General features: G+C 58.3%; 13 protein-coding genes, 1 pseudogene and 1 riboswitch. Of the genes and pseudogenes, 10 read left to right on the forward strand and 4 right to left on the reverse strand.

Annotated features, from left to right (window positions below; all coding sequences use genetic code 11):
- Positions 1-6: 6 nt before the first annotated feature.
- The 3 genes and pseudogenes from HOP44_RS11785 to HOP44_RS11795 all read left to right on the forward strand — a co-directional run.
- Positions 7-1,287 (forward strand): annotated as a pseudogene (locus tag HOP44_RS11785) (ATP-binding protein); the annotation flags it as partial.
- A gap of 557 nt (positions 1,288-1,844) precedes the next feature.
- On the forward strand, positions 1,845-4,037 hold the full coding sequence (locus tag HOP44_RS11790) for a DEAD/DEAH box helicase (RefSeq protein WP_172253486.1): 2,193 nt from the start codon (positions 1,845-1,847) through the stop codon (positions 4,035-4,037).
- 167 nt (positions 4,038-4,204) lie between these two features.
- Entirely contained in the window at positions 4,205-4,912 is a 708-nt protein-coding gene (locus tag HOP44_RS11795; protein WP_172253488.1) for a DUF3221 domain-containing protein, read from the forward strand.
- A 153-nt stretch (positions 4,913-5,065) separates the two neighbouring features.
- Here the strand turns inward: HOP44_RS11795 and HOP44_RS11800 are convergent, their stop codons facing one another.
- Positions 5,066-5,590 (reverse strand): GrpB family protein, encoded by a 525-nt coding sequence (locus HOP44_RS11800; protein WP_172253490.1) that lies wholly within the window; start codon positions 5,588-5,590, stop codon positions 5,066-5,068.
- A 171-nt stretch (positions 5,591-5,761) separates the two neighbouring features.
- Between HOP44_RS11800 and HOP44_RS11805 the strand changes: the two genes are divergently transcribed.
- The 4 genes from HOP44_RS11805 to HOP44_RS11820 all read left to right on the forward strand — a co-directional run bounded on the left by HOP44_RS11805 (position 5,762) and on the right by HOP44_RS11820 (position 10,305).
- Entirely contained in the window at positions 5,762-6,394 is a 633-nt protein-coding gene (locus HOP44_RS11805) for an RNA polymerase sigma factor (RefSeq protein WP_172253492.1), read from the forward strand.
- The gene (locus HOP44_RS11810; RefSeq protein WP_172253494.1) at positions 6,384-7,373 is read left to right on the forward strand and encodes a hypothetical protein; all 990 of its coding nucleotides are present in this window, start codon (positions 6,384-6,386) and stop codon (positions 7,371-7,373) included. The genes HOP44_RS11805 and HOP44_RS11810 overlap by 11 nt, the downstream gene beginning before the upstream one ends.
- A gap of 180 nt (positions 7,374-7,553) precedes the next feature.
- Positions 7,554-7,654: riboswitch (purine riboswitch) on the forward strand.
- Between the two features lie 112 nt (positions 7,655-7,766).
- Positions 7,767-9,284 (forward strand): NAD(P)/FAD-dependent oxidoreductase, encoded by a 1,518-nt coding sequence (locus tag HOP44_RS11815; protein WP_172253496.1) that lies wholly within the window; start codon positions 7,767-7,769, stop codon positions 9,282-9,284.
- Positions 9,285-9,417: 133 nt separating this feature from the next.
- Positions 9,418-10,305, forward strand: a complete 888-nt coding sequence (locus HOP44_RS11820; RefSeq protein ID WP_172253498.1) for a hypothetical protein — start codon at positions 9,418-9,420, stop codon at positions 10,303-10,305.
- A 250-nt stretch (positions 10,306-10,555) separates the two neighbouring features.
- Here the strand turns inward: HOP44_RS11820 and HOP44_RS11825 are convergent, their stop codons facing one another.
- Positions 10,556-12,409, reverse strand: coding sequence for an ABC transporter ATP-binding protein (locus HOP44_RS11825; RefSeq protein ID WP_172253500.1), 1,854 nt, complete (start codon positions 12,407-12,409; stop codon positions 10,556-10,558).
- A 177-nt stretch (positions 12,410-12,586) separates the two neighbouring features.
- Here HOP44_RS11825 and HOP44_RS11830 point away from each other — a divergent pair, with 177 nt between their 5' ends.
- The 3 genes from HOP44_RS11830 (at position 12,587) to HOP44_RS11840 (ending at position 17,525) form a co-directional block, all read left to right on the forward strand.
- The gene (locus tag HOP44_RS11830; protein WP_172253502.1) at positions 12,587-14,029 is read left to right on the forward strand and encodes an ABC transporter permease; all 1,443 of its coding nucleotides are present in this window, start codon (positions 12,587-12,589) and stop codon (positions 14,027-14,029) included.
- Positions 14,030-14,048: 19 nt separating this feature from the next.
- Positions 14,049-15,584, forward strand: a complete 1,536-nt coding sequence (locus HOP44_RS11835) for an ABC transporter permease (protein ID WP_172253504.1) — start codon at positions 14,049-14,051, stop codon at positions 15,582-15,584.
- Between the two features lie 81 nt (positions 15,585-15,665).
- Positions 15,666-17,525 carry an ABC transporter substrate-binding protein gene (locus HOP44_RS11840; RefSeq protein WP_172253506.1) on the forward strand — a complete coding sequence of 620 codons (1,860 nt, stop codon included), beginning with the start codon at positions 15,666-15,668 and terminating at the stop codon, positions 17,523-17,525.
- Positions 17,526-17,640: 115 nt separating this feature from the next.
- On the opposite strand, the gene HOP44_RS11845 is transcribed toward HOP44_RS11840, so the two are convergent.
- Positions 17,641-18,558, reverse strand: coding sequence for a DUF7916 family protein (locus tag HOP44_RS11845; RefSeq protein ID WP_172253508.1), 918 nt, complete (start codon positions 18,556-18,558; stop codon positions 17,641-17,643).
- A gap of 17 nt (positions 18,559-18,575) precedes the next feature.
- The gene (gene nagE, locus HOP44_RS11850; protein ID WP_172253510.1) at positions 18,576-20,048 is read right to left on the reverse strand and encodes an N-acetylglucosamine-specific PTS transporter subunit IIBC; all 1,473 of its coding nucleotides are present in this window, start codon (positions 20,046-20,048) and stop codon (positions 18,576-18,578) included.
- Positions 20,049-20,124: the final 76 nt, after the last annotated feature.

The following is a 20,124-nucleotide window of genomic DNA, read 5'->3' on the forward strand; positions in this document are numbered from 1 at the left end:
CTGAACGTGAATGCTAATCAAACGAAGATCCCCAAGCGGATATCGTCGGCACTGGTGAACTCGCTGAGCGCCGGCGTCGTGCCGCGGATCGGACTTGAATATATAGCGGTGGGGCGGAAGCCCGAGATCGAATCGGTGCTTCGGGAGCTTGGGAACGTGGCGGAAGGCGGAGCGGCGTTCAAGCTGATCACGGGCCGTTACGGCAGCGGCAAAAGCTTTTTGATCCAGATTCTGCGCAACTATGCGATGGATCGCGACTTTGTCGTGGCCGATGCGGATCTGTCCCCGGAACGCCGATTGGTCGGTACCAAAGGGCAGGGACTCGGGACGTACCGCGAGCTGATGACGCATCTGTCGACGCGTACGCGGCCCGATGGCGGAGCGCTGGAAGCCGTGCTGCAAAAATGGTTCGCCTCGCTCCAGCAGCAGGCGATGGCGGAACTCGGCCTGCGGCCGGACGATGAGAAGTTGCAGGTGGAAGTGGAGCGGCGCATCTTCGAAGTGACGGGCAATATGGAGCATATGGTGCACGGATTCGACTTCGCGCGCGTGCTGTCGGCGTATTGGAACGGCTACAAGATGTCCGACGACGAACTGAAGCAGAATGCGCTGCGCTGGCTTCGGGGAGAGTTCCCGACCAAGACGGAGGCGCGCAAATGCCTGGGAGTCGGCGTCATCATCGACGACGACAACTGGTACGACTATATGAAGCTGTGGGCGGAATTCATGGCGAAGATCGGGTACAAAGGACTGCTGCTGTTTATCGACGAAGGCGTCAATCTGTACAAGATCACGAATACCGTGTCCCGGCAGAGCAACTACGAGAAGCTGCTGACGATCTTCAACGATACGATGCAGGGCAAAGCGCAGCACCTCGGGATCTTCCTCGGCGGCACGCCGCAGTTCGTGGAAGACCAGCGCCGCGGGCTGTTCAGCTACGACGCGCTGCGTTCGCGGCTCGTCGCGGGCCGCTTCGGCGAAGGGGCGGGCATGCTGCATTACGCCGGCCCGATCCTGCGGCTGGAGATGCTCTCGCACGCGGAGATTCTCGTGCTGCTGGAGAAGCTGCGAGACCTGCACTCCTCGCATTACGGCTACGCGGCGGCGCTCGATCAGAAGCAGCTGACCCGGTTCATGGAGTCGGAGCTTGGCCGGATGGGCGCGGATGCGCTGCTGACGACCCGCGAAGTCGTACGCGACTTCATGGATCTGCTCAATACGCTGCACCAATACCCGGACCGCAGCTTCGACGAGCTGCTGCCGGACGTCCTGGGCCGCGCGCCGCAGATCGGCGGTTTGTCGCTTGGCGGACCGGGCAGTCCCGGTCTTGGCGTATCGGGCGCTCCGGGCTTAACCGGCACGGATGCCCCGCGCGGAAACGTCGGCCCGAGCCGCAGCGATTCGGGGCCGGCGGCTCCAGGTTCCGATTCCGGCATGCGTGTATCCGGCGCGGGCGGAAGCGAATCGTCGGGGCATCCGGCCGGTCGGGGCAGCTTGGCGGATGCGAGACAGCCGCAGTCCGGCGGCGATCTCTTCTCTTCGGCCGGCGAGGCGTCATCCGCGCCGGAGCCGGAATTCTCTGCCAAGCCGCGTCCGCGCGGAAGCGGCTTCCAGAGCGGAGAGAATGTCGACGGGCTGCGGGCAGCGGCTTTTGATCCGTATGGCGGTGCTTCTTGCGAAGCGGCGGGCCAGGCGTTCCGCGGCGGCGTGTCGGAAGCGCGTCCGGCCCGCGGTTTGTCCGACTCCCGCTCCGGACGTTCGCCGGAATCGGCGGAAGACACGCTTCCGGGCAGTGCCGCGGCGGGCGACGAAGGGCCGGACGATATTCTCGCGGAGCTTGATCTGTGAGCGCGGAGCATCCGTTTTACCGGCTGGCCCCGTTCATCCAGGAGTATATTTACCGCAGCGGCTGGGAAGAGCTGCGCGAAGTGCAGGTGGAAGCGAGCCGCGTGGTGCTCGATACGAACCATCATATGCTGATCGCTTCCGGGACGGCTTCGGGCAAGACCGAAGCCGCCTTTTTTCCGGCGCTGACGCTGCTTGAACAGGAACCGTCCTCTTCGGTCGGCATTCTGTACATCGGACCGCTCAAAGCGCTGATCAACGACCAGTTCCAGCGGCTCGAAGGGCTGATGCGCGATGCGCATATCCCGGTCTGGCATTGGCACGGCGACGTGCCGCAGTCCGAGAAGACCAAAGTCATGCGCCATCCGTCGGGCGTGCTCCAGATTACGCCCGAATCGCTGGAAGGGCTGCTCATGAACCGCCCCAACGCCATTCCGGCGCTGTTCGGCGACCTGCGCTTTATCGTCATCGACGAAGTGCATGCCTTCATGGGGGCGGACCGCGGCTCCCAGGTGCTGAGCCAGCTCGAACGCCTGTCCCGCATGGCGGGCTGTTCGCCGCGCCGGATCGGCTTGTCCGCGACGCTCGGCGACTACGAGGCCGTGAAGTCCTGGCTGGCCGGCGGCACGCGTATTCCGGTCGAGCTGGTCTCGCCGCCGGGCGGACGCAAACTGCGGCTGTCGATCGAGAACTTCGCCATGCCGGACGCCCGCGACGAGCGGCAGAGCGAAGCGCTGGAGAATGCGAAGAAGTCGTACAACAACTTCATTTATGACCATACCCATCTCAAAAAGGCGCTGATCTTCACCAACAGCCGCACCGTTGCCGAGACGACGATTCTGGAGATGCGCCGGATCGCCGAGCTGCGCCAGCAGCCCGACGTGTTCCACGTGCATCACGGCAGCATCTCTTCGATGCTGCGCGAAGAAGCCGAGACGGCCCTGCGCGAAGGGTACGGCCCGGCGGTCGCGGCGGCGACGCTGACGCTTGAACTCGGTATCGACCTCGGCAGTCTGGAACGGGTGATGCAGCTCGGCGCGCCGTATTCCTGCGCCAGCTTCGTCCAGCGGCTCGGCCGTTCGGGCCGGCGCGAAGGCGCGGTCGCGGAGATGATGTTCGTCTGCGCGGAAGAAGACGACGAGGAAGCGCAGCTTCCCGCGCGCATGCCGTGGACGCTGCTGCGGGCGATCGCCGTGTGCGAACTGTACGTCAAGGAGAAATGGATCGAGCCGCAGACGGTGCGCCAGCTGCCGCTCGGCCTGCTGTACCATCAGACGATGAGCGTGCTGCGCAGTTTTGGCGAAGCGGAAGCGGGCGAACTCGCCCGCGCCGTGCTGACACTGCCTCCTTTTGCCAACTTTACGACGGATCAGTACCGCGAGCTGCTGGAGTATCTGCTTGCGACCGACCATATCGAACAGACGGAAGACGGCATGCTGATCGTGGGACTGATGGGCGAGCGCGTATCGGGCCATTACCGCTTCTATGCCGTATTTCAAGACGAAGAAGAGCATGCCGTCTACGACGGTTCGGAAGAGATCGGTTCGATCACGACCGTGCCGCCGGCCGGCTACTGCTTCTCGCTCGCCGGTCGGCTCTGGAAAGTCGAAGAAGTCGACAACCGGCACAAAGCCGTCTACGTCAAACATGCCAAAGGCAAAGTCGATACGCTCTGGCTCGGAGCAGGCGGCGATATGCATACGCGGATCGTGCGCAAGATGCGCGATATTTTGCGGGAAAACACGCTCTATCCGTATCTGGCTCCCAACGCGGCCGCCCGGCTCGAACGCGCCCGGCGCCTGTCCCGCGAGACCGGCCTGACCGAACGGCTCGTGCTGCCCGCGGGCGGCGATTCCCTGTTCGTTATGCCGTGGATCGGCAGCCGGGAATTCCGGACGTTGGAGCGGCTGCTGAAGAACAATCTGTCGCGGCAGCTCTCGCTTCGTTCCATCGTCCCGATGGAACCGCATTACATGGTGGTAGCCGGACGCACCGACGCCGACGAACTGCAGCAGCTGATCCTGTCCGAGAGCGAGCGCATGGAGGATTCGATCCAGATGCTCGACGAGTTCGAAGCGCCTTACCTCGGCAAGTACGACGAGTTCACGCCGCCGAACCTGATCCGAGCCGCTTTTGCGGCGGACGGGCTGGATCTGGAAGGGTTAAGGCGGGGACTGCGGGGCGTGTTTTAAGCGTTAAGTCGCAGCGATGTGACACAGGCAAAAGAGTCTTTTCCGTATTCGTCAGATAACGGGAAGGCTCTTTTTGGCGTTAACGCGGGGTGCAACTTTTAACGCTGCCGAAACGTCGGAAAGAAAATGGGTTATTTGGAAAACAGAACCTCCGGGAGGGGATTATATTGCCGAATAGCGGATCGACGCCCGCCGAAGCTGTTCGCGAAGCTATCGGACGGCTTGAGCCGGACGAACATTCTTTTGCTATTGTGCGGGATGCGGAATATCGGGAAATCGGGAAATCGAATAGACGCCGACAGATTGTCGGGTTCGGAGGGGTAGGACTGGCTCTGCTTATTGCATCGGCCTGCGGATCAACCGAGGCTGATCGCCGTGCATCATCCGGGCCGCAGGCGAATCCGAAAGACGAACAAGGCTTGGTCTCTGCGGGCAGCGGGTACGTCATCCAGGCGGACAGCCCGGAAGGCGTTTTGGTCGTCTCGCCGGAAAAAGAGGATTTTGGCGATAGCGGAGGAGACGACGCTTATTACGACGCGACTTTCTTCTACGGCGCCCCGGAAACCGCCGATATTCGGGTCGGGATGGGCGTCGATGTCCGGATGGAACCGGGCAGCACGGTGATGACCTCCTACCCGGCAAAAGCCGCCGCCGCGCGAATCGAGATTCTGGAAGATCCCCGGCCCGAGGGAGCGGAACTGGCGCAGTCTCGGGCCGTAGAGATGGCGCTCGATTCGCTCAAGAAGGGAGCAGCGGGAATTCCGGTTGTGCAGGAAGCGATGTACGACGAAGCGCGGGACACCTGGACCGTGAAGCTGCTGGATAGCAAACGCAGGCCGATTGCGATTGAAGTGCAGGACGAGTTGGGCAAATAACTGCGCAGGAACCGTTATTTGGGCAGGCGCGAGACGCCGTCTTCGGCGTAAGTCTCGCCTGGCGGCTAAGCGCTCCGCCTTCTCCCGCCGTCCCCGCCTGCAAAGCCGAACAGCCCGGGCCGATGTCCGGGCTGTTCGGCGTATGCGCGCTCCTTAATCGAGGTTTCGTCCGGACGCTTCCGCCCACGCCAACGCACGTTTTTCCAACTCGCCGACGTAAGTTTTTTTGGCCGGGCTGTAGCCGCTCGTTTCGTCGAAACGGGAAGCCAGGGCCGCTTTGAATGCAGTGTAAGCCTGCGCTTCGTCCGCTCTCGCCCGCAGGTAATCGCGCACGGTCAGATGACGCGCGATGTGCGGGCTGTCGGCCTCGTAGAAGTGGATATGATGCGTACGCGCCTCGCCGCCTTTGCGGAACAACCGGCGGCCGGGAATCCCCCAGTCGCCTGCCGCGTCGTAGCCGAGTTCGATCATGCGCGCGTTGTACCCGTCGATCGCCGCAATATCGCGCACGATCGCCATCATGTCGATGACCGGTTTGGCGCTCATGCCGGGGACCGAGGTGCTGCCGAAGTGTTCGAAGCTCACTATTTCTTCGCCGAACACGGTGCGCAGGAATTCGGTTTCTTCCTGATACCCGACCGCCCACTCCGGGTTATACTCGCTTAGACGAACCTGCATGTCATCGCTCCTCTCGCTTCGCGGACAGCCGCGGTTGCCGGCGTATCCGCGTCCGACTGGGACTATTCGACGGAAGGAGGAGGGATTCCTGTGGAATCCGCGAAACAAACTGACATACATGGCGTTCAAGCCGCGTCTAATATAAAAAGAGGATAGAAAGGAGGCGGTGTTTTGGCGGAGCGGATATGGAGCGGGGGCGGAGCACCGATTCTTATGTCGAAACCGGACGGATCTACAAAAGAACAACAGGCGGCAGCGGCGGACGGATCCGAAGGGGAGCAGCTGATCGCGGAATGGTTCGAATCGTATTACGAAGATATTCATCAATATTTGTATTTTATGCTGGGAGACCGGGGCAGCGAAGCGGAAGATATTCTGCAGGAAGTCTTTATCAAAGCGTACCGCAATCTGCACGCGTTCAAAGGCCAATCCTCGCCCAAAACCTGGCTGACGGCTATTGCGCGCAACGCCGCTCTGGATGCGCTGCGGCGCAGGCGCTGGACGCTGGCGGGATTCGTGTCCCACAAGGAAGAGCATGCATCCGCGGCGGACGAACCGGAACGGGCGCTGCTTACGGAGGAGCGGCGTGCGAAAGTGCTGGGACTGCTGGACGCGTTGAAGCCGGCGCAGCGGGAAGTGATCTTTTTTCTGTATCAAAAAGAATTGAGCGTCAAGGAAACGGCCGCCCTGCTCGACTGCAGCGAAGCCAGAGTACGGACGGTGAGCCACCGGGCGCTGCGCGTTCTGCGCAAAAACGGCGAATTTCAAGAATGGATAGGGGGAGCAGCGGGCGATGGGGATTAACGGACCGACAGGAGGAAGCGGACGGGGGCCGGGCAAAGGGCTGATTGATATTCCGAAGCTGGACGCGCAGCGCAAAGAGCAGATTCGCAGCGGCATCCTGACCGGCATCCGTTCCTGGACGAAGCTGCCGGGCGAAGCCGAGCCGCCCCGCCGGGAGTCGGGGAATGGCCGGCGTCGGCTGCTGATGGGCGGCGGAATCGGAGCGGGCTGCGCGGCATTGGCGCTGGCCGCCGTATTGATGGTGCAGACGCAGGGAGGGGAGCCGGGCGCAGTGTCTTCCCGGGCGGTTCCCGCGGCGGCATCGGCCGATGGACCGGGGCAGCCGGCTGCGGAATCCGGGAGTGCCGATCGGGACCTGGAAGCCGGCCCGACTGCCGACAAGAGCACGGAGTCTCCGCCGATTTGGACGGAAGAGGAAGACCGCAGCGGCGAAGGTCCGCATGGAGTAGCGGGAACGCGGTTGGGATTGACGTACGAACAGTTTCTGATGCGTTGGCGGACGGGGGCCAGTCAAGAGCTGGAACAGCTGATCCTGCCGGTAAGCGATCATGTCATATTCAATCAATCGATTCCCGGACTTAGCGACACCGCGCAGAGGTTTGGTGTGCAGGGCGCCGGTTACGGATACAGAGCCTGGATGAACGCGGATAACGACGAGCTGCGCCGGATCACATTTCAACTGGCGCCGATCGAAGCCGGGCAGTTCGAGAACGAATCCAACGACGCGGTCGTCCGTTATGTGACGCAGGTGCTGCAGCCGGACTTGACGGAGGCGCAGCGGGCCGAGCTGCTGGACCAGCTGCGATTCCGAGACTATGAGCAGCCGGGCGGATCGCGCTTTACCGAGAACGGCGGGGTGCTGTATACGCTGGACCAAAGCGAAGGGAATCCGAGACTCATCGTGGAATTTGCGCGCAAAGACGGAGAACTCGACGAGATGGGCGAATTCCAGGACACCCTCCTTCCTATTGTGTCTTAACAATCGAAGCAGATAAAAAAGAGGTTTGGGTGATCGAATGTTCGGAAAAAGAGTAAAATAATTATTTTTCGAGCGAATTTAATAGAATTTTTCCGTTTAAATCGAATAATGCGGATATTTCGCCTTGACTCTTTCCCGGGGATTAAGTATGATTGGTTTTGTTGAAAAGCGAACAATACCATACTTAATCATATAATCATTCGTATATTCCCGGAGATAAGGTTCGGGAGTCTCTACCAGGGAACCGTAAAGTCCCGGCTACGGATAGGATGCTTTTCGCATACCTGCCGTCAGCCGGGCTTTTTTGCGCGTTCAGCAGCTTGTCCGCCGCCGCCCACCCGTCTGTGCAATCCGAAGCCCGGTATGCGCCCATCAGAGGAGGAGACTACCCATATGACCGATTCCCTTACTTTTGAAACGATCGAACAGAGTTCCGCAGCATCCAATCAATACGACTGCATTATCGTCGGTGCGGGTCCGGCCGGCATCTTCGCCAGCTACGAATTGACGCGTCAGGCCCCCGACTGGAAAGTGCTGCTCGTCGACAAAGGCCACGATATCTACAAACGCCGCTGTCCGATTCTGGAAAATAAAGTCCAGTTCTGTCCGCCGGCCGCGGGACGCAAAGAGTTTGCGGGCTGCCTGCCGGCCTGCTCGATCACGGCGGGATTCGGAGGCGCGGGCGCGTACAGCGACGGCAAGTTCAATATTACGACGGAATTCGGCGGATGGATGACGGATTATCTGTCGCCTTCGCAGGTGCTGGAGCTGATCCAATATGTCGATTCGATCAATCTGGAGCACGGCGCGACCGAGTCGATCACCGATCCGACGACCGATACGATCCGCGATATCGAGCAGAAGGCGTATTCGGCGGGACTCAAGCTGCTGCGCGCGGAAGTCCGCCACCTGGGAACGGAGCAGAACCTGGAGATCCTGAAGTCCATTTTCGAATATCTCAAACCCCGCGTCGAGATGAAATACAAAGCCGAAGTCGACGACCTGATTACGACAAAAGAAGGCGGAGAGCACACGGTCACGGGCATCCGTCTCAAAAACGGCGAAGAGTACCATGCGCCGCGCGTCATGATCGCACCGGGGCGCGACGGCTCGGCTTGGCTGGCGGACGTGTTCAAAAAGCGCCGCCTGAAGCTGACCAACAACCAAGTGGACGTCGGCGTGCGCGTCGAGACGTCCGACGTGGTGATGCGCCAGATCAACGAACATCTGTACGAAGGCAAATTCGTGTTCAACACGTCGGTCGGCACGCGTGTCCGCACGTTCTGCAGCAATCCGTCCGGCCACGTCGTGGTGGAGAATCACAGCGGCGTCATGGCGGCGAACGGCCACTCGTACAAAGACCCTGCGCTCGGTTCGCGGAACACGAACTTTGCGCTGCTCGTTTCGCATAAATTCACGGAGCCGTTCGACAAACCGAACGAGTACGCCCGCGAGATCTGCGAACGCGCCAACGATCTGTCGAGCGGCGGCGTCATCGTGCAGAAGTACGGCGATATCCTGCGCGGACGTCGCTCCACGCCGGACCGCATCCGTGAAGGGTTCCTCGAGCCGACGCTGAAGGAAGCCGTGCCGGGCGACCTGGGTCTGGTGCTGCCGTACAACACGATGAAGAGCCTGATCGAGATGGTGGAAGCGCTGGAGAAGGTCACGCCGGGCATCGCGTCCGAGCATACGCTCTTCTACGGCGTGGAAGCGAAGTTCTACTCCGCCCGTCCGAAGCTGGACGAGACGCTTGAGACCGAGATCCGCGGCCTGTACTGCGGCGGCGACGGCGCGGGGATCACGCGCGGTCTGGCCCAAGCCGGCGCGGCGGGCGTGCATATCGCGCGCGGCATGGTGAAGAAAGCCGCAGCCGCCGGAACTCCGGCGGTCGAGCGGACGCTGGGTTAAAACTTTAAAATTAGATGAAAAATCACTTCAGTATTTATTGCCGAAGTGATTTTGTGCTTCATACGGACTACTTTTTCTTAACAAATTCTGATACTGTAATGATTATGAAAATATGAAAGGAAGAAGGATGACATTGTCTAAGACTGTAAATGATCTCGTGTCTCATATAACCGAGCTGTCAAATGAAGACTTCAACAGTCTTTTTTCTAAACTGCTAGACATGCAAGGTGTTTTAGGTCATTTGGACAAGATAACACCGGAAGAGAGAATTAAGACGCTATCTCGGTTAGAATTATTTGCAGAACGCAGCTCAAAGTCCTTTAATTATGATCCTGCAAGGCCAAAAGATTTTCTGCCGAAGCTATCAAGGCTTGATGTAGTAGACTGTTATTTTACTGGAATGGGGTTTGAGTGGGACGAAAAGCATAAAGCTATAATATGGGACATTTATCCGCAGTTTGATTCTGTAATGGTTATTCCAACAACGAGTAAAGAACGTGTTGAATCAAAAGGGGTTTTTAATGTTGGGAAAATACAGGGGTTGAATGGATTAAATACAACATTGTTAGTTGGTGATATGACCAGAGTTTCACGAAAAAGAATTGAGGTCATTCCTCCTTATAACCATCCTAAAAATGGTCCTCAGGCAGTAAAATTAAACAAAGCTTGGGAAGGAAGGATTTTGAATGCAATAGTGAGTCTATACGCTAATACATTGACTTTAGAAGATGTTCTTAGGTATCGAACCGGTGTAGCAATGCCTGACAAGCTAGACGCAATTAAATCAAAAAGGTTTAATGCTATTCAATACAAATATGATGAAGGTAGTTGTACACTCAATTACTGGGGCTGGAACAAACATGAGCAAGAAGGGGAAACCCTTACTTTGATTCAACCTAAAGTCTCTATTTCGAAATTTGAAAAACAAAGGATAATCGAAGATATTTGTTCTAAACTTGAGCCAGTACGTATACAAGCAGAAGCTCGATACTTCAACTGGTATCACGGAGGAAAAGCTTAAATTCTATTGACTTTTCGAATGATTATGTGTAATATAGTAAATGAACGTTATCCCCGTTAAGGGGCGCATTATAGAATCACTTGTTGATTTACGGAATCCCCGTTAAGGGGCGCAAGAAAAAAAAGGGAACTTAGCGGCCGCTAAGTTCCCTTTTTGTGTGGATTTTTGATTTTGGAATACTGATATTGATTTCTTGAAAGACAAGCCGGCTGTGTATTTGATGATTGACACACACAACCGGCTTATTTGTTCAATCCCCGGCCAACTCTTTCGCCGGCATCGCCACCCAGTGCCCTGCCGACACCTCCACCAGTTCCGAACCTTCCAGCCCGTACTTGTCTTCGCGGACGTCTTCTTCCATCAGCACACGCTTTTTCTTCGCTTCGATTGCGGGATCGGGGACGGGAATCGCCGCCAGCAGCGACTTCGTGTACGGATGCTGCGGATTGCGGTACAATTCTTCGCTTTCGGCCAATTCGACGATTTTGCCCGCATACATCACGGCGACGCGGTCGCTGATATGTTTGACCATGGACAGATCGTGCGCGATAAACAGATACGTCAGGCCGAGCTTCTGCTGAAGGTCTTCCAACAGCGTCACGATCTGCGACTGGATCGAGACGTCGAGTGCGGACAGCGGCTCGTCGCAGACGATGAACTTCGGTTCGACCGCGAGCGCGCGGGCGATGCCGATCCGCTGGCGCTGGCCGCCGGAGAATTCGTGCGGGTAGCGCAGCGCGAACGCCGGGTCGAGGCCGACCATTTCCAGCAGTTCCTCGACGCGGGCGCGGCGCTGGACCGGATTTTGCGACAAGCCGTGCACGTCCATCGCTTCGCCGATAATGTCCAGAATCTTGAGCCGCGGATTGAGCGAGGCATACGGGTCCTGGAAGATCATCTGCATCTCGCGGCGCATCAGCTTCATTTCTTTGGGCGACAGCCGGTTGACGGCCATGCCGCGATACAGCACGTCGCCGCCCGTCGGCTCGTGCAGACGCAGAATCGCCCGGCCGGTCGTCGATTTGCCGCTGCCGGATTCGCCGACCATGCCAAGCGTCTCGCCTTCGCGGATAAAGAAGCTGATATCGTTGACGGCGCGCAGCGTACGGCCTTTGCCCAGGTTGAAATGCTGCTGCAGCGAACGGACTTCGAGCAGGGGAGGAGAGTCGGCGAAAGCATTCCCCGAAGTCCCGTGCGCCGCGTGTTCATTCGAAGAGGAAGCCGCTCCCGCCGCGACGCCGCTTCTGCCGCCGGCTGCTGCAGAGGAAGGCTCTCCCGCCAAAACCGCCCGCGCCCGCTTGGGCTTTTTCGGCTCATCAAGCCTCGGCAGCGCGTTCAGCAGCTTTTTCGTATACGGATGCCGCGGATTGGCAAAAAGTTCTGCCGTCGTGCCTTCTTCCACAATTTCGCCGCTTTTCATGACGACGACGCGGTCGCACATGCCGGCGACGACGCCCAGGTCGTGCGTAATCAGGACGATCGACGTGCCGAGCTTTTCCTGCATCTGCTTCATTACATTCAGGATCTGCGCCTGAATGGTAACGTCGAGCGCGGTCGTCGGCTCGTCGGCGATCAGCAGCGACGGCCGGCAGGCGAGGGCGATCGCGATCATCGCGCGCTGGCGCATGCCGCCGGAGAATTCGTGCGGATATTGATTGAAGCGGGTCTCGGGGTCGCGGATTCCGACCAGCTTGAGCATTTCCACCGCTTCGGCGCGGGCTTCGCGCTTGGACATTTTGCGGTGCTTGCGTAGCGTCTCGGCGATCTGCTCGCCGATGCGCAGCGTCGGATTGAGCGACGTCATCGGGTCCTGGAAGATCATGCCGATCTCTTTTCCGCGGATCTGTTCCATTTCTTTTCTCGTTTTCTGCGCTAGGTTTTGTCCCAGAAACAGGATCTCGCCGCTCTTGACGCGCGCGGAAGCTTCCGGCAGCAGGCGCATGATCGCTCTTGCCGTGACGCTCTTGCCGCTGCCCGATTCGCCGACGATTCCGAGCGTTTCCCCTTTGCGCAGCTCGAAGCTGACTCCCCGCACCGCTTCGGTCTCCGTTTCGCGCGCCGCGAACGAGACGCGCAGATTGCTGACTTGCAACAGTTTCTCCATTCCCGCAGGCCCCCGTTATGTATTCCAGTATATTCCATGATCAAAAATGTTTTCGGATGTCTTGACTTTAGGGGAGAAAGAACCCTAAAATACGACTTATAAATACGAGTAGTTCAATCGGAATTAAACGTTATGAACGAATTATACATTTACAACGTTTTGGGAGGCAAGTTTTTTATGGAGGCGGCACAAAAAAATAGACGTTCGCCCTGGCAGGTGCCAATTGGGCGGCTGTATCGCAAAATGCTTGGTATTCCCGGTTACCGCTTCTGGATGCTGCTGCTTGGGGCACCCGTCAACCTGATTGTGCTTGCCGTATGGCTTGCCCGGCGCGGCAGCGGCGGATATGCGGCACTGCGGGCTTCGGTACTCGAGGAACTTCGGCAGTCCGGTTGGGAAAAAGGACTCAAGGAAGACTTCGCCCGGCAGTTGGCGGAGAAGCAGCGCTTCTTCAAACAGTCCGCGAACGCGAAGGAGACGGAGCGGGAAGTGAACCGCAGAGCCGAAGAACGGCTGCAGGCCCGGGCCGACCAGATCACGGCCGAACGGGCCCGAACCGGCGGCGTGGCTCGCAGCGATTACGCGGCGGCGTTCGAATCGCTGATCGGCAATCCGTTCTTCGCGGTACTTGCGGCGATCCTCGGACTGCCGATGGCCGCATTGATGCTTCTGTACAGCAATGCCTACTCGAAATACATATTCGAACGGCTGCTCATGACGCTGTTCGTGGTCGTGGGCGTCTCGGCTCTCGTATTCACGATCCTGCATCTGTCTCCGATGAATCCCGCCGCCAATATTCTCGGCGAGACGGCTACCGCCGAGCAGATCGATACGTTTAACCGGATCTACGGACTGGATCGGCCGTACCTGGCCCAGCTCTGGGACAATATCCGCGGCGTACTGACGCTGGATCTGGGCAAGTCGTTCGCGGGCAACGAAGACGTCGCTTCGACCATCATGCGCAAGTTCCCGGTCACGCTGACGCTGGCCTCGGTCTCGCTGGCGCTGGCGCTGCTGGTGGCGCTGCCGATCGGCATCCTGTCCGCGGCGCGCCGCGGTTCCTGGCTCGACTACAGCTTCATGTTCATCGCGCTGATCGGATTGTCCGTCCCGAACTTCTGGCAGGGCCTCGTGTTCATTCTCGGCTTCTCGATCAAGCTCGGCTGGCTGCCGGCGACGTATACGCCGGGCAATCTGCTGTCGTTCATCATGCCGGTCGTCGTGCTCGGCACGGGCCTGACGGCAGCGGTGGCGCGGATGACTCGCTCCTCGACGCTTGAGGTCATGAACGAAGATTATATCCTGACCGCCAAAGCCAAAGGGCTCGGACGCAGCACCGTATTAATGAAGCATACGGTACGCAACGCCCTCATTCCGATCGTGACCGTGGTCGGCCTTCAGTTCGGCGGGATGCTGGGCGGAGCGGCCATTACGGAGAAGGTATTCAATATCAGCGGCCTCGGCAGCTACATCGTCGACAAGCAGTTCGTGCCGGACATTCCGGCCGTCATGGGCGGCGTCGTCTACACGGCGATCGCGATCTCGCTCGTCAACGTCATTATCGACGTCATGTACGCCTTTATCGATCCGAGAATCCGGACCAAGATGAAGCAATATTAGACAAAGGGGGACATGCGACATGTCCGAATTATCGGTTACCGAACCTTCGGCCGCAGGTTCTTCCCCGTCGGGACCCGATGCCGGCGGAGCCAAATCTTCGTCCGAATACGCACAGGCCGGCTTCGCCTGGGTCGCTTCGCTGCTGCTGACGCTGCTCCTGCTGGCCAACGCGTTCGATTACGCCGCCGGAACGGTCAAGCCCGCGGTCATGACGATCGCCGCCGCGTATGCTTTTTTCACGCTGATGCAGATTCTGATCGCTCTCTTGATCCGGCGCGACCTGGCGACCACGGGGCGAATCAAGGGCCGAACGCGGGCGCTCGGCTGGGTGCAGCTGCTCAGCCTCGCGACCGGCAATGTGTTCGCGGCCGCCGCCGCATTCCAATTGATCAAAAAGGTCAAAACGCCGGAGTACGTGTTTGCCGGGTACATGCTGCTCACCCAGATCGGCGTCATCGCGGTATCGGCGCTCAACCTGTTCAAGCCGTACGTCGCGGATACGTTCCCGCTCGGCATGCTGGTGCTGCTGATCGTAGCCGGATTCCATCTGCTGACGCTGATCCTGATCGCCGCGTTCGTCAAGCGTAACGCCGTGCCGCCCCGTATGACCTGGCTCGCGCTTGCGTTGATCCTGACCGCCGCGACCGGCAATCTGTTCGCGCTGCTGCTCGGCATCGTGCTGCTGGCGAAGATCCGCAGCCAGAAATCGCCGGCTTCCCCGAGATGGGAAGACGCGATCGACCGGTTGTCGAGAGGCACCACGTCGATGCTGGGGATGTTCTTCATCTTCTTCCTGTTCTCGCTGTCCGTATCCAGTTTGTTCACCTTCGATTACGGGATGGCGGTCGAGAACAATTACGGCGCGATCCTGCAGACGCCGAGCCTGGCTTATCCGCTTGGGACCGACAACTTCGGCCGCGATTTGTTCTCGCGGATCGTGTTCGGAGCCCGCATCTCGCTGATCGTCGGCGCCGTATCCACGCTCATTCCGTTCGTGATCGGCGGAATCCTCGGTGCGGTGTCCGGATATTACGGCCGCCGTACGGACAATATCATCATGCGGGCACTCGACATCCTGTATTCGATTCCCGGCATTCTGCTGGCGATCGCGATTATTGCGGCGTTCGGCGCGAACACGATGAACTTGATCCTCGCGCTCAGCGTGGGAGCCATTCCGACGTACGCCCGGACGATGCGCGCCAACGTCATGATGGTGTCCACCTACGAATTCGTCGATGCGGCGCGGGCTTTCGGTTCCGGCAGCCTGTCGATTATTTTCAAACATATCGTTCCGAACGCCATGGCTCCGATGATCGTCAAAGCGACACTGACCATCGGCACGGCCGTCATCTCTACCAGCAGTCTCAGCTATCTGGGACTCGGCGTGGAGCCGCACATTCCCGAATGGGGCAACATTCTGAAGCTCGGCAGCGCGTATCTGGAAACGAACTCTTATCTGGCCGTCTATCCGGGTCTTGCGATCATCGCACTCGTCCTCTCGTTCAACTTTCTGGGCGACGGGCTGCGCGATGCGCTGGACCCGAAACTGGACTAAACCTGGAGAAATCGGCAAAAGAACGCGGCTTGGCTTCGGACAAACATACACAGCTTCACACTCATGGAGGGGGAGAAAAACATGCGTAAATCTTACAAGTTCACCAAGACGCTGACCGTGCTGCTGCTGGCTCTGCTGCTGGTACTGGCGGGCTGCTCGTCTGTCAAAACGAAGTCCGATACGGCCGCTCCGGCCGCCGGGACGGCGGACAAGGGCGAAGAGGCCGCCGCCGAGCCCACAACAGCCGCTCCGGTGGATATCGAACTGCTGGCGATGACTTCGCAGGAAGCGGACGTCAATATCATTCGCGACCAGCTTACCAAGAACGGCTTCAACGTGAAGCTGAACCTGCAGCCGGACTACGGCAGCTTCAAAGCCCAGCAGGATGCCGGCAACTATGACGCCGCGCTGTCGAGCTGGACGACCGTAACCGGCAACCCGGACTACGCGGTGCGTTCGCTGTTCAAGACGGGCGGCGATTACAGCATCCTGGCCGATTCCGAGATCGACAAGCTGATCGACAAAGCGGCGACCGAATCGCCGGAAGATTACGCGGCGACGTACAAGGAACTCGAGCAGAAGCTCGTCTTCGACAATGCGTATATCGCGCCGCTGTACATCTCGCTCAAGAGCCAGGCGATCAACAAGGATATCCTGAATCCGGAGTCCGTCCGTCTGTCCAAATCCCGCGCCCTGGCCTGGGAAGATATCGAATTCAAAGACGCCGCGAAAAATGCGTCCGAGCCGCTGGTGCTGACACAGGCCATATCGACGCTGACTTCGCTTGATCCGATCAAAGGCAACGACGGTTCGATCAATACGCTCAATACGAATATGTATGTGCGCCTGATCAACTTGACCGACGACGACAAGATTACCTCCGACGGTTCGCTGTCGCGCAACTTCAGTATCGCCGACGGCAACTCGGATTATTACTTCATCCTGCGCGACGATATCAACTTTGCCAAAGTCGAAGACGGCAAAGCCGTCGATACCGGCGAGCGCGTAGGAGCGGACGACGTGATCTTCGCGCTGGACCGCGCGAAAAACAAAGACTCCGTGCCGGATCACCGCACGTATTCGCTGCACGAACATATCAAGACGGTCGAAGCCGTCTCCGATCTGTCGGAACTCGATTCCGTCAAGACGACAGACGGCGGAACGGTCCGCGAAGCGCTTGAGAAAGGGCTCGACACGCCGATCTCCGCACTTGTCGCGGACAAGAAGCAGGCCGACAACGCATCCGGCAAATATCAGGTCGTCAAGCTGACCACGACCGAGCCTTTCCCGCAGGTCCTGAACTACCTGGGCCACCAATCCGCGGGTATTGTCTCGAAGAAGCAGGTCGAAAGCATCAACACGTATGATGTAGCCAAGTTCGACGTCACCAAGGATATCCCTTACGGCGACCAGAATACCGTTACGGAAGGCGCGGCCTACAACAACACGCTGTATGCCAGCGGCCCGTATATCCTGACGACCAAGAACGATTACGACGCGAAGTTCGTCAAGAATCCGGCCTACATGCCGGGCACGGAGAACGAGCCGAAGATCTCCAATATTTCGGTCCGCTTTATCGCCGATGCCGACAGCGCCCTGGCCGCTCTGCGCAGCGGCGAGATCTACTCGTATTACGGCGTACCGGAAACGAAATTTTCCGTAGTCGAAGGCGACGCCAAGCTGCAGCTCCAGAAGATTGAAAGCAACGCCGTCAGCTACCTGCTGTTCAACACCGCGGAGAACCGTCCGATCGGCAAGAGCGCCGACCTGCGCAAAGCCGTGCTGTACTCGATCAACCAGGACGAAATCCTGCAGTTCTACGAAGGCAACAAGATCAAAGCGGCTTCCACGGTCAGCCCGCTCGTCGATACCGGCAACGTGCTGACGGCGGACCCTGCCAAGGTCAAAGAAGCTCTGGCCGCTTACGAAGCTTCGAAATAAGCGCGTTTCGCGCATAGGCGCAAGTTCTGCTGGATGAAAAAAAGCACTTTCCCGAATAGGGAAAGTGCTTTTTGCGTACGCAGTTCTTGGCGGCAGGGTCCTTATCGGGACGTGCCTAGCGAAGGCTCGAAGAAGCCATTCTTACGTAAGTATGACGTCTTCCTCTAACGGCGATCGAATATGTCATGATGTTTTCGGGAACGGCGATTCCATAGAAGCCGGTATCGCCGATATGGCAAATGTCCGCACCGGCCATCTTGCTGTTCAAAGCGATCCGGCGGATCGTTTCTTCGTCCGAGCCTTCTTGGCTGGTGCCGATCGCGAGCATGGCCAGCGCGCCTCTGGAGTGGACCAGGCGAACATGCTTCTCGCTGGACTCCAGCGTGATTCCCGGCACGGTTCCTGGAGCCGGCAACAAGATGATATCGGCGCCCGCCTCAATGAAGCTTAGGATGTCGCTATCGGCAATGATACGGCTGCCGGTTTCGTTCGCCACTCCGGCACCGTGCATTTTTCCCGCAATGATCAAACCGTCTCCGCCGAACACTTCGCGAGCCTTTTTTATGGCTGAAAGGGTTGCGTTGTTCGTGACTCCCGTTTTCGGGTTTCCCGTCAAGCATACGAAATCGAATCCCAGCTTTTTCGCTTCCTTCAGCGATTCTTCGGTGGCGGTCCGTCCTTGCGATACGGTGTCCAGCGTTTCGATTTGCCGCGCTTCGGGATCGACGGGTTCCAGATTCAAGCCCACGGGGCGTCCCGTCAATTTTTTTATTTGCCGAACGACCGATTCGTTTCCGTTGCACTCGTATCCTGCGACCGACGGGTCGAAGACGTCGAACAAATTCAGCAGCAGCAAGTCCGCGCCGAAGGCGGCAGCGAGTTCGGCATTGGTGACGCTCGGATACAGCGGCGCCACGGAAGTCATGGTCTCCGCCAGAATCACCCTGCCTTCGGAAGCGGCGATCGACTGCTTCAACTCTTGGCCTTTCATTTGCAGGAAATCCGATGCCGTGCAGTCCAATATCCTTTTCATCGCGAAACTCCTTTCTTTTACCGGGTTTCGTGAATCTTTTTAACTTCGTCGGCTACGAATTGAACCTGCGTTCCGATCACGACTTGAATACTGTTTTTTCCGGTCACGACGACCCCGGGAACGCCCGTGGCTTTGATCTTGCCCTGATCGACCGCGGACGAATCCTGGACTTCCACCCTCAAACGGGTGACGCAATTGTCGATCGACGTAATGTTTTGTTTTCCGCCCAATCCTTCATAGATCGTATGGGCCATCGCGGCGAATTTGTTTCCTGTGCTGTCCGTTTGCAGCGTCGTTTTCGCTTCGCTGTCGGCCGTTTCGGCTTCTTCGACGTCATCTTCCCGTCCCGGGGTTTTGATATTGAACTTTACGATCAGGAACCGGAATACGACATAATAGATAGCGAAGAAGACCGCGCCTTGGAGCAGCAGCATATAAGGTTGGTTGGCCATGGGCAACCGCGAACTTAAAACGAAATCGACCAGTCCCGCGCTAAAACCGAAACCCGCGGTCCAATGGAAAGCGGCGGCGATCGCCAGGGAGATACCGGTCAATACGGCATGAATGCCGTACAGCAGCGGAGCCGCGAACATGAAAGCGAATTCAATAGGTTCCGTGACTCCGGTGAAAAACGAAGCGAAGCCGCCGGCCAGCATCAGGGAAGCGATCTGCTTTTTCCTTGCCGTTTTTGCCGTATGATACATCGCGAGTCCCGCCGCAGGCAGACCGAACATCATGATCGGGAAGAATCCGGCTTGATACATGCCCGTAATTCCTTTCACTCCGGTACCGGCCCAATAATTGCCGATATCGTTGATCCCGGCCACGTCGAACCAGAATACGGAATTGAGCGCGTGGTGCAGGCCGATCGGAATCAACAGCTTGTTCAAGAATCCGTAGATCCCCGCGCCCAAAGCGCCCATCGTGCTGATCGTTTCGCCGAAAGAAACCAAACCCGTATAAACGGCGGGCCACACGAAGTACAAGACCGCCGAAACGAGAATCATTAAAGCGGAAGTGAGGATCGGAACGAGGCGTTTTCCGCTAAAGAAAGCCAAAGCGGCCGGCAGTTGGACATGGCTGAACCGGTTGAACATGACCGATGCCGAGATACCCGAAAGGATGCCGATAAACGCATTTTCGATTTTGCCGAACGCGGGATCCACGTTTGCGGCGTCGATGCCCTGCAGCAGTGCTACGGTATTCGTGGAGAGCAGGGTCGTGACCACCAGGTAAGCGACCAGACCGCTCAAAGCAGCCGCGCCGTCCCTGCCTTTCGACATGCCGAGCGCGATCCCTACCGCAAACAAAATCGGGATGTTGTCGATAATGGAAGATCCGGCCTTGATCAAGAAAGCGGCAGCCGGGTTGCCCGCCCCCCAACCCGAAGGATCTATCCAATACCCGATCCCCATCAAGATAGCCGCAGCCGGCAGTACGGCCACAGGCAGCATCAACGACCGACCGATGCTTTGAAGATATTTCATCATTTTTGTTCCTTCCCTTCTTGGGTGAGTATGATCTATGTCGATTGCATGCTTGAAGTGTAGTTTGCGCAACGCGTTT

This window comes from Saccharibacillus deserti (assembly GCF_013618475.1).
Classification (GTDB): domain Bacteria; phylum Bacillota; class Bacilli; order Paenibacillales; family Paenibacillaceae; genus Saccharibacillus; species Saccharibacillus deserti.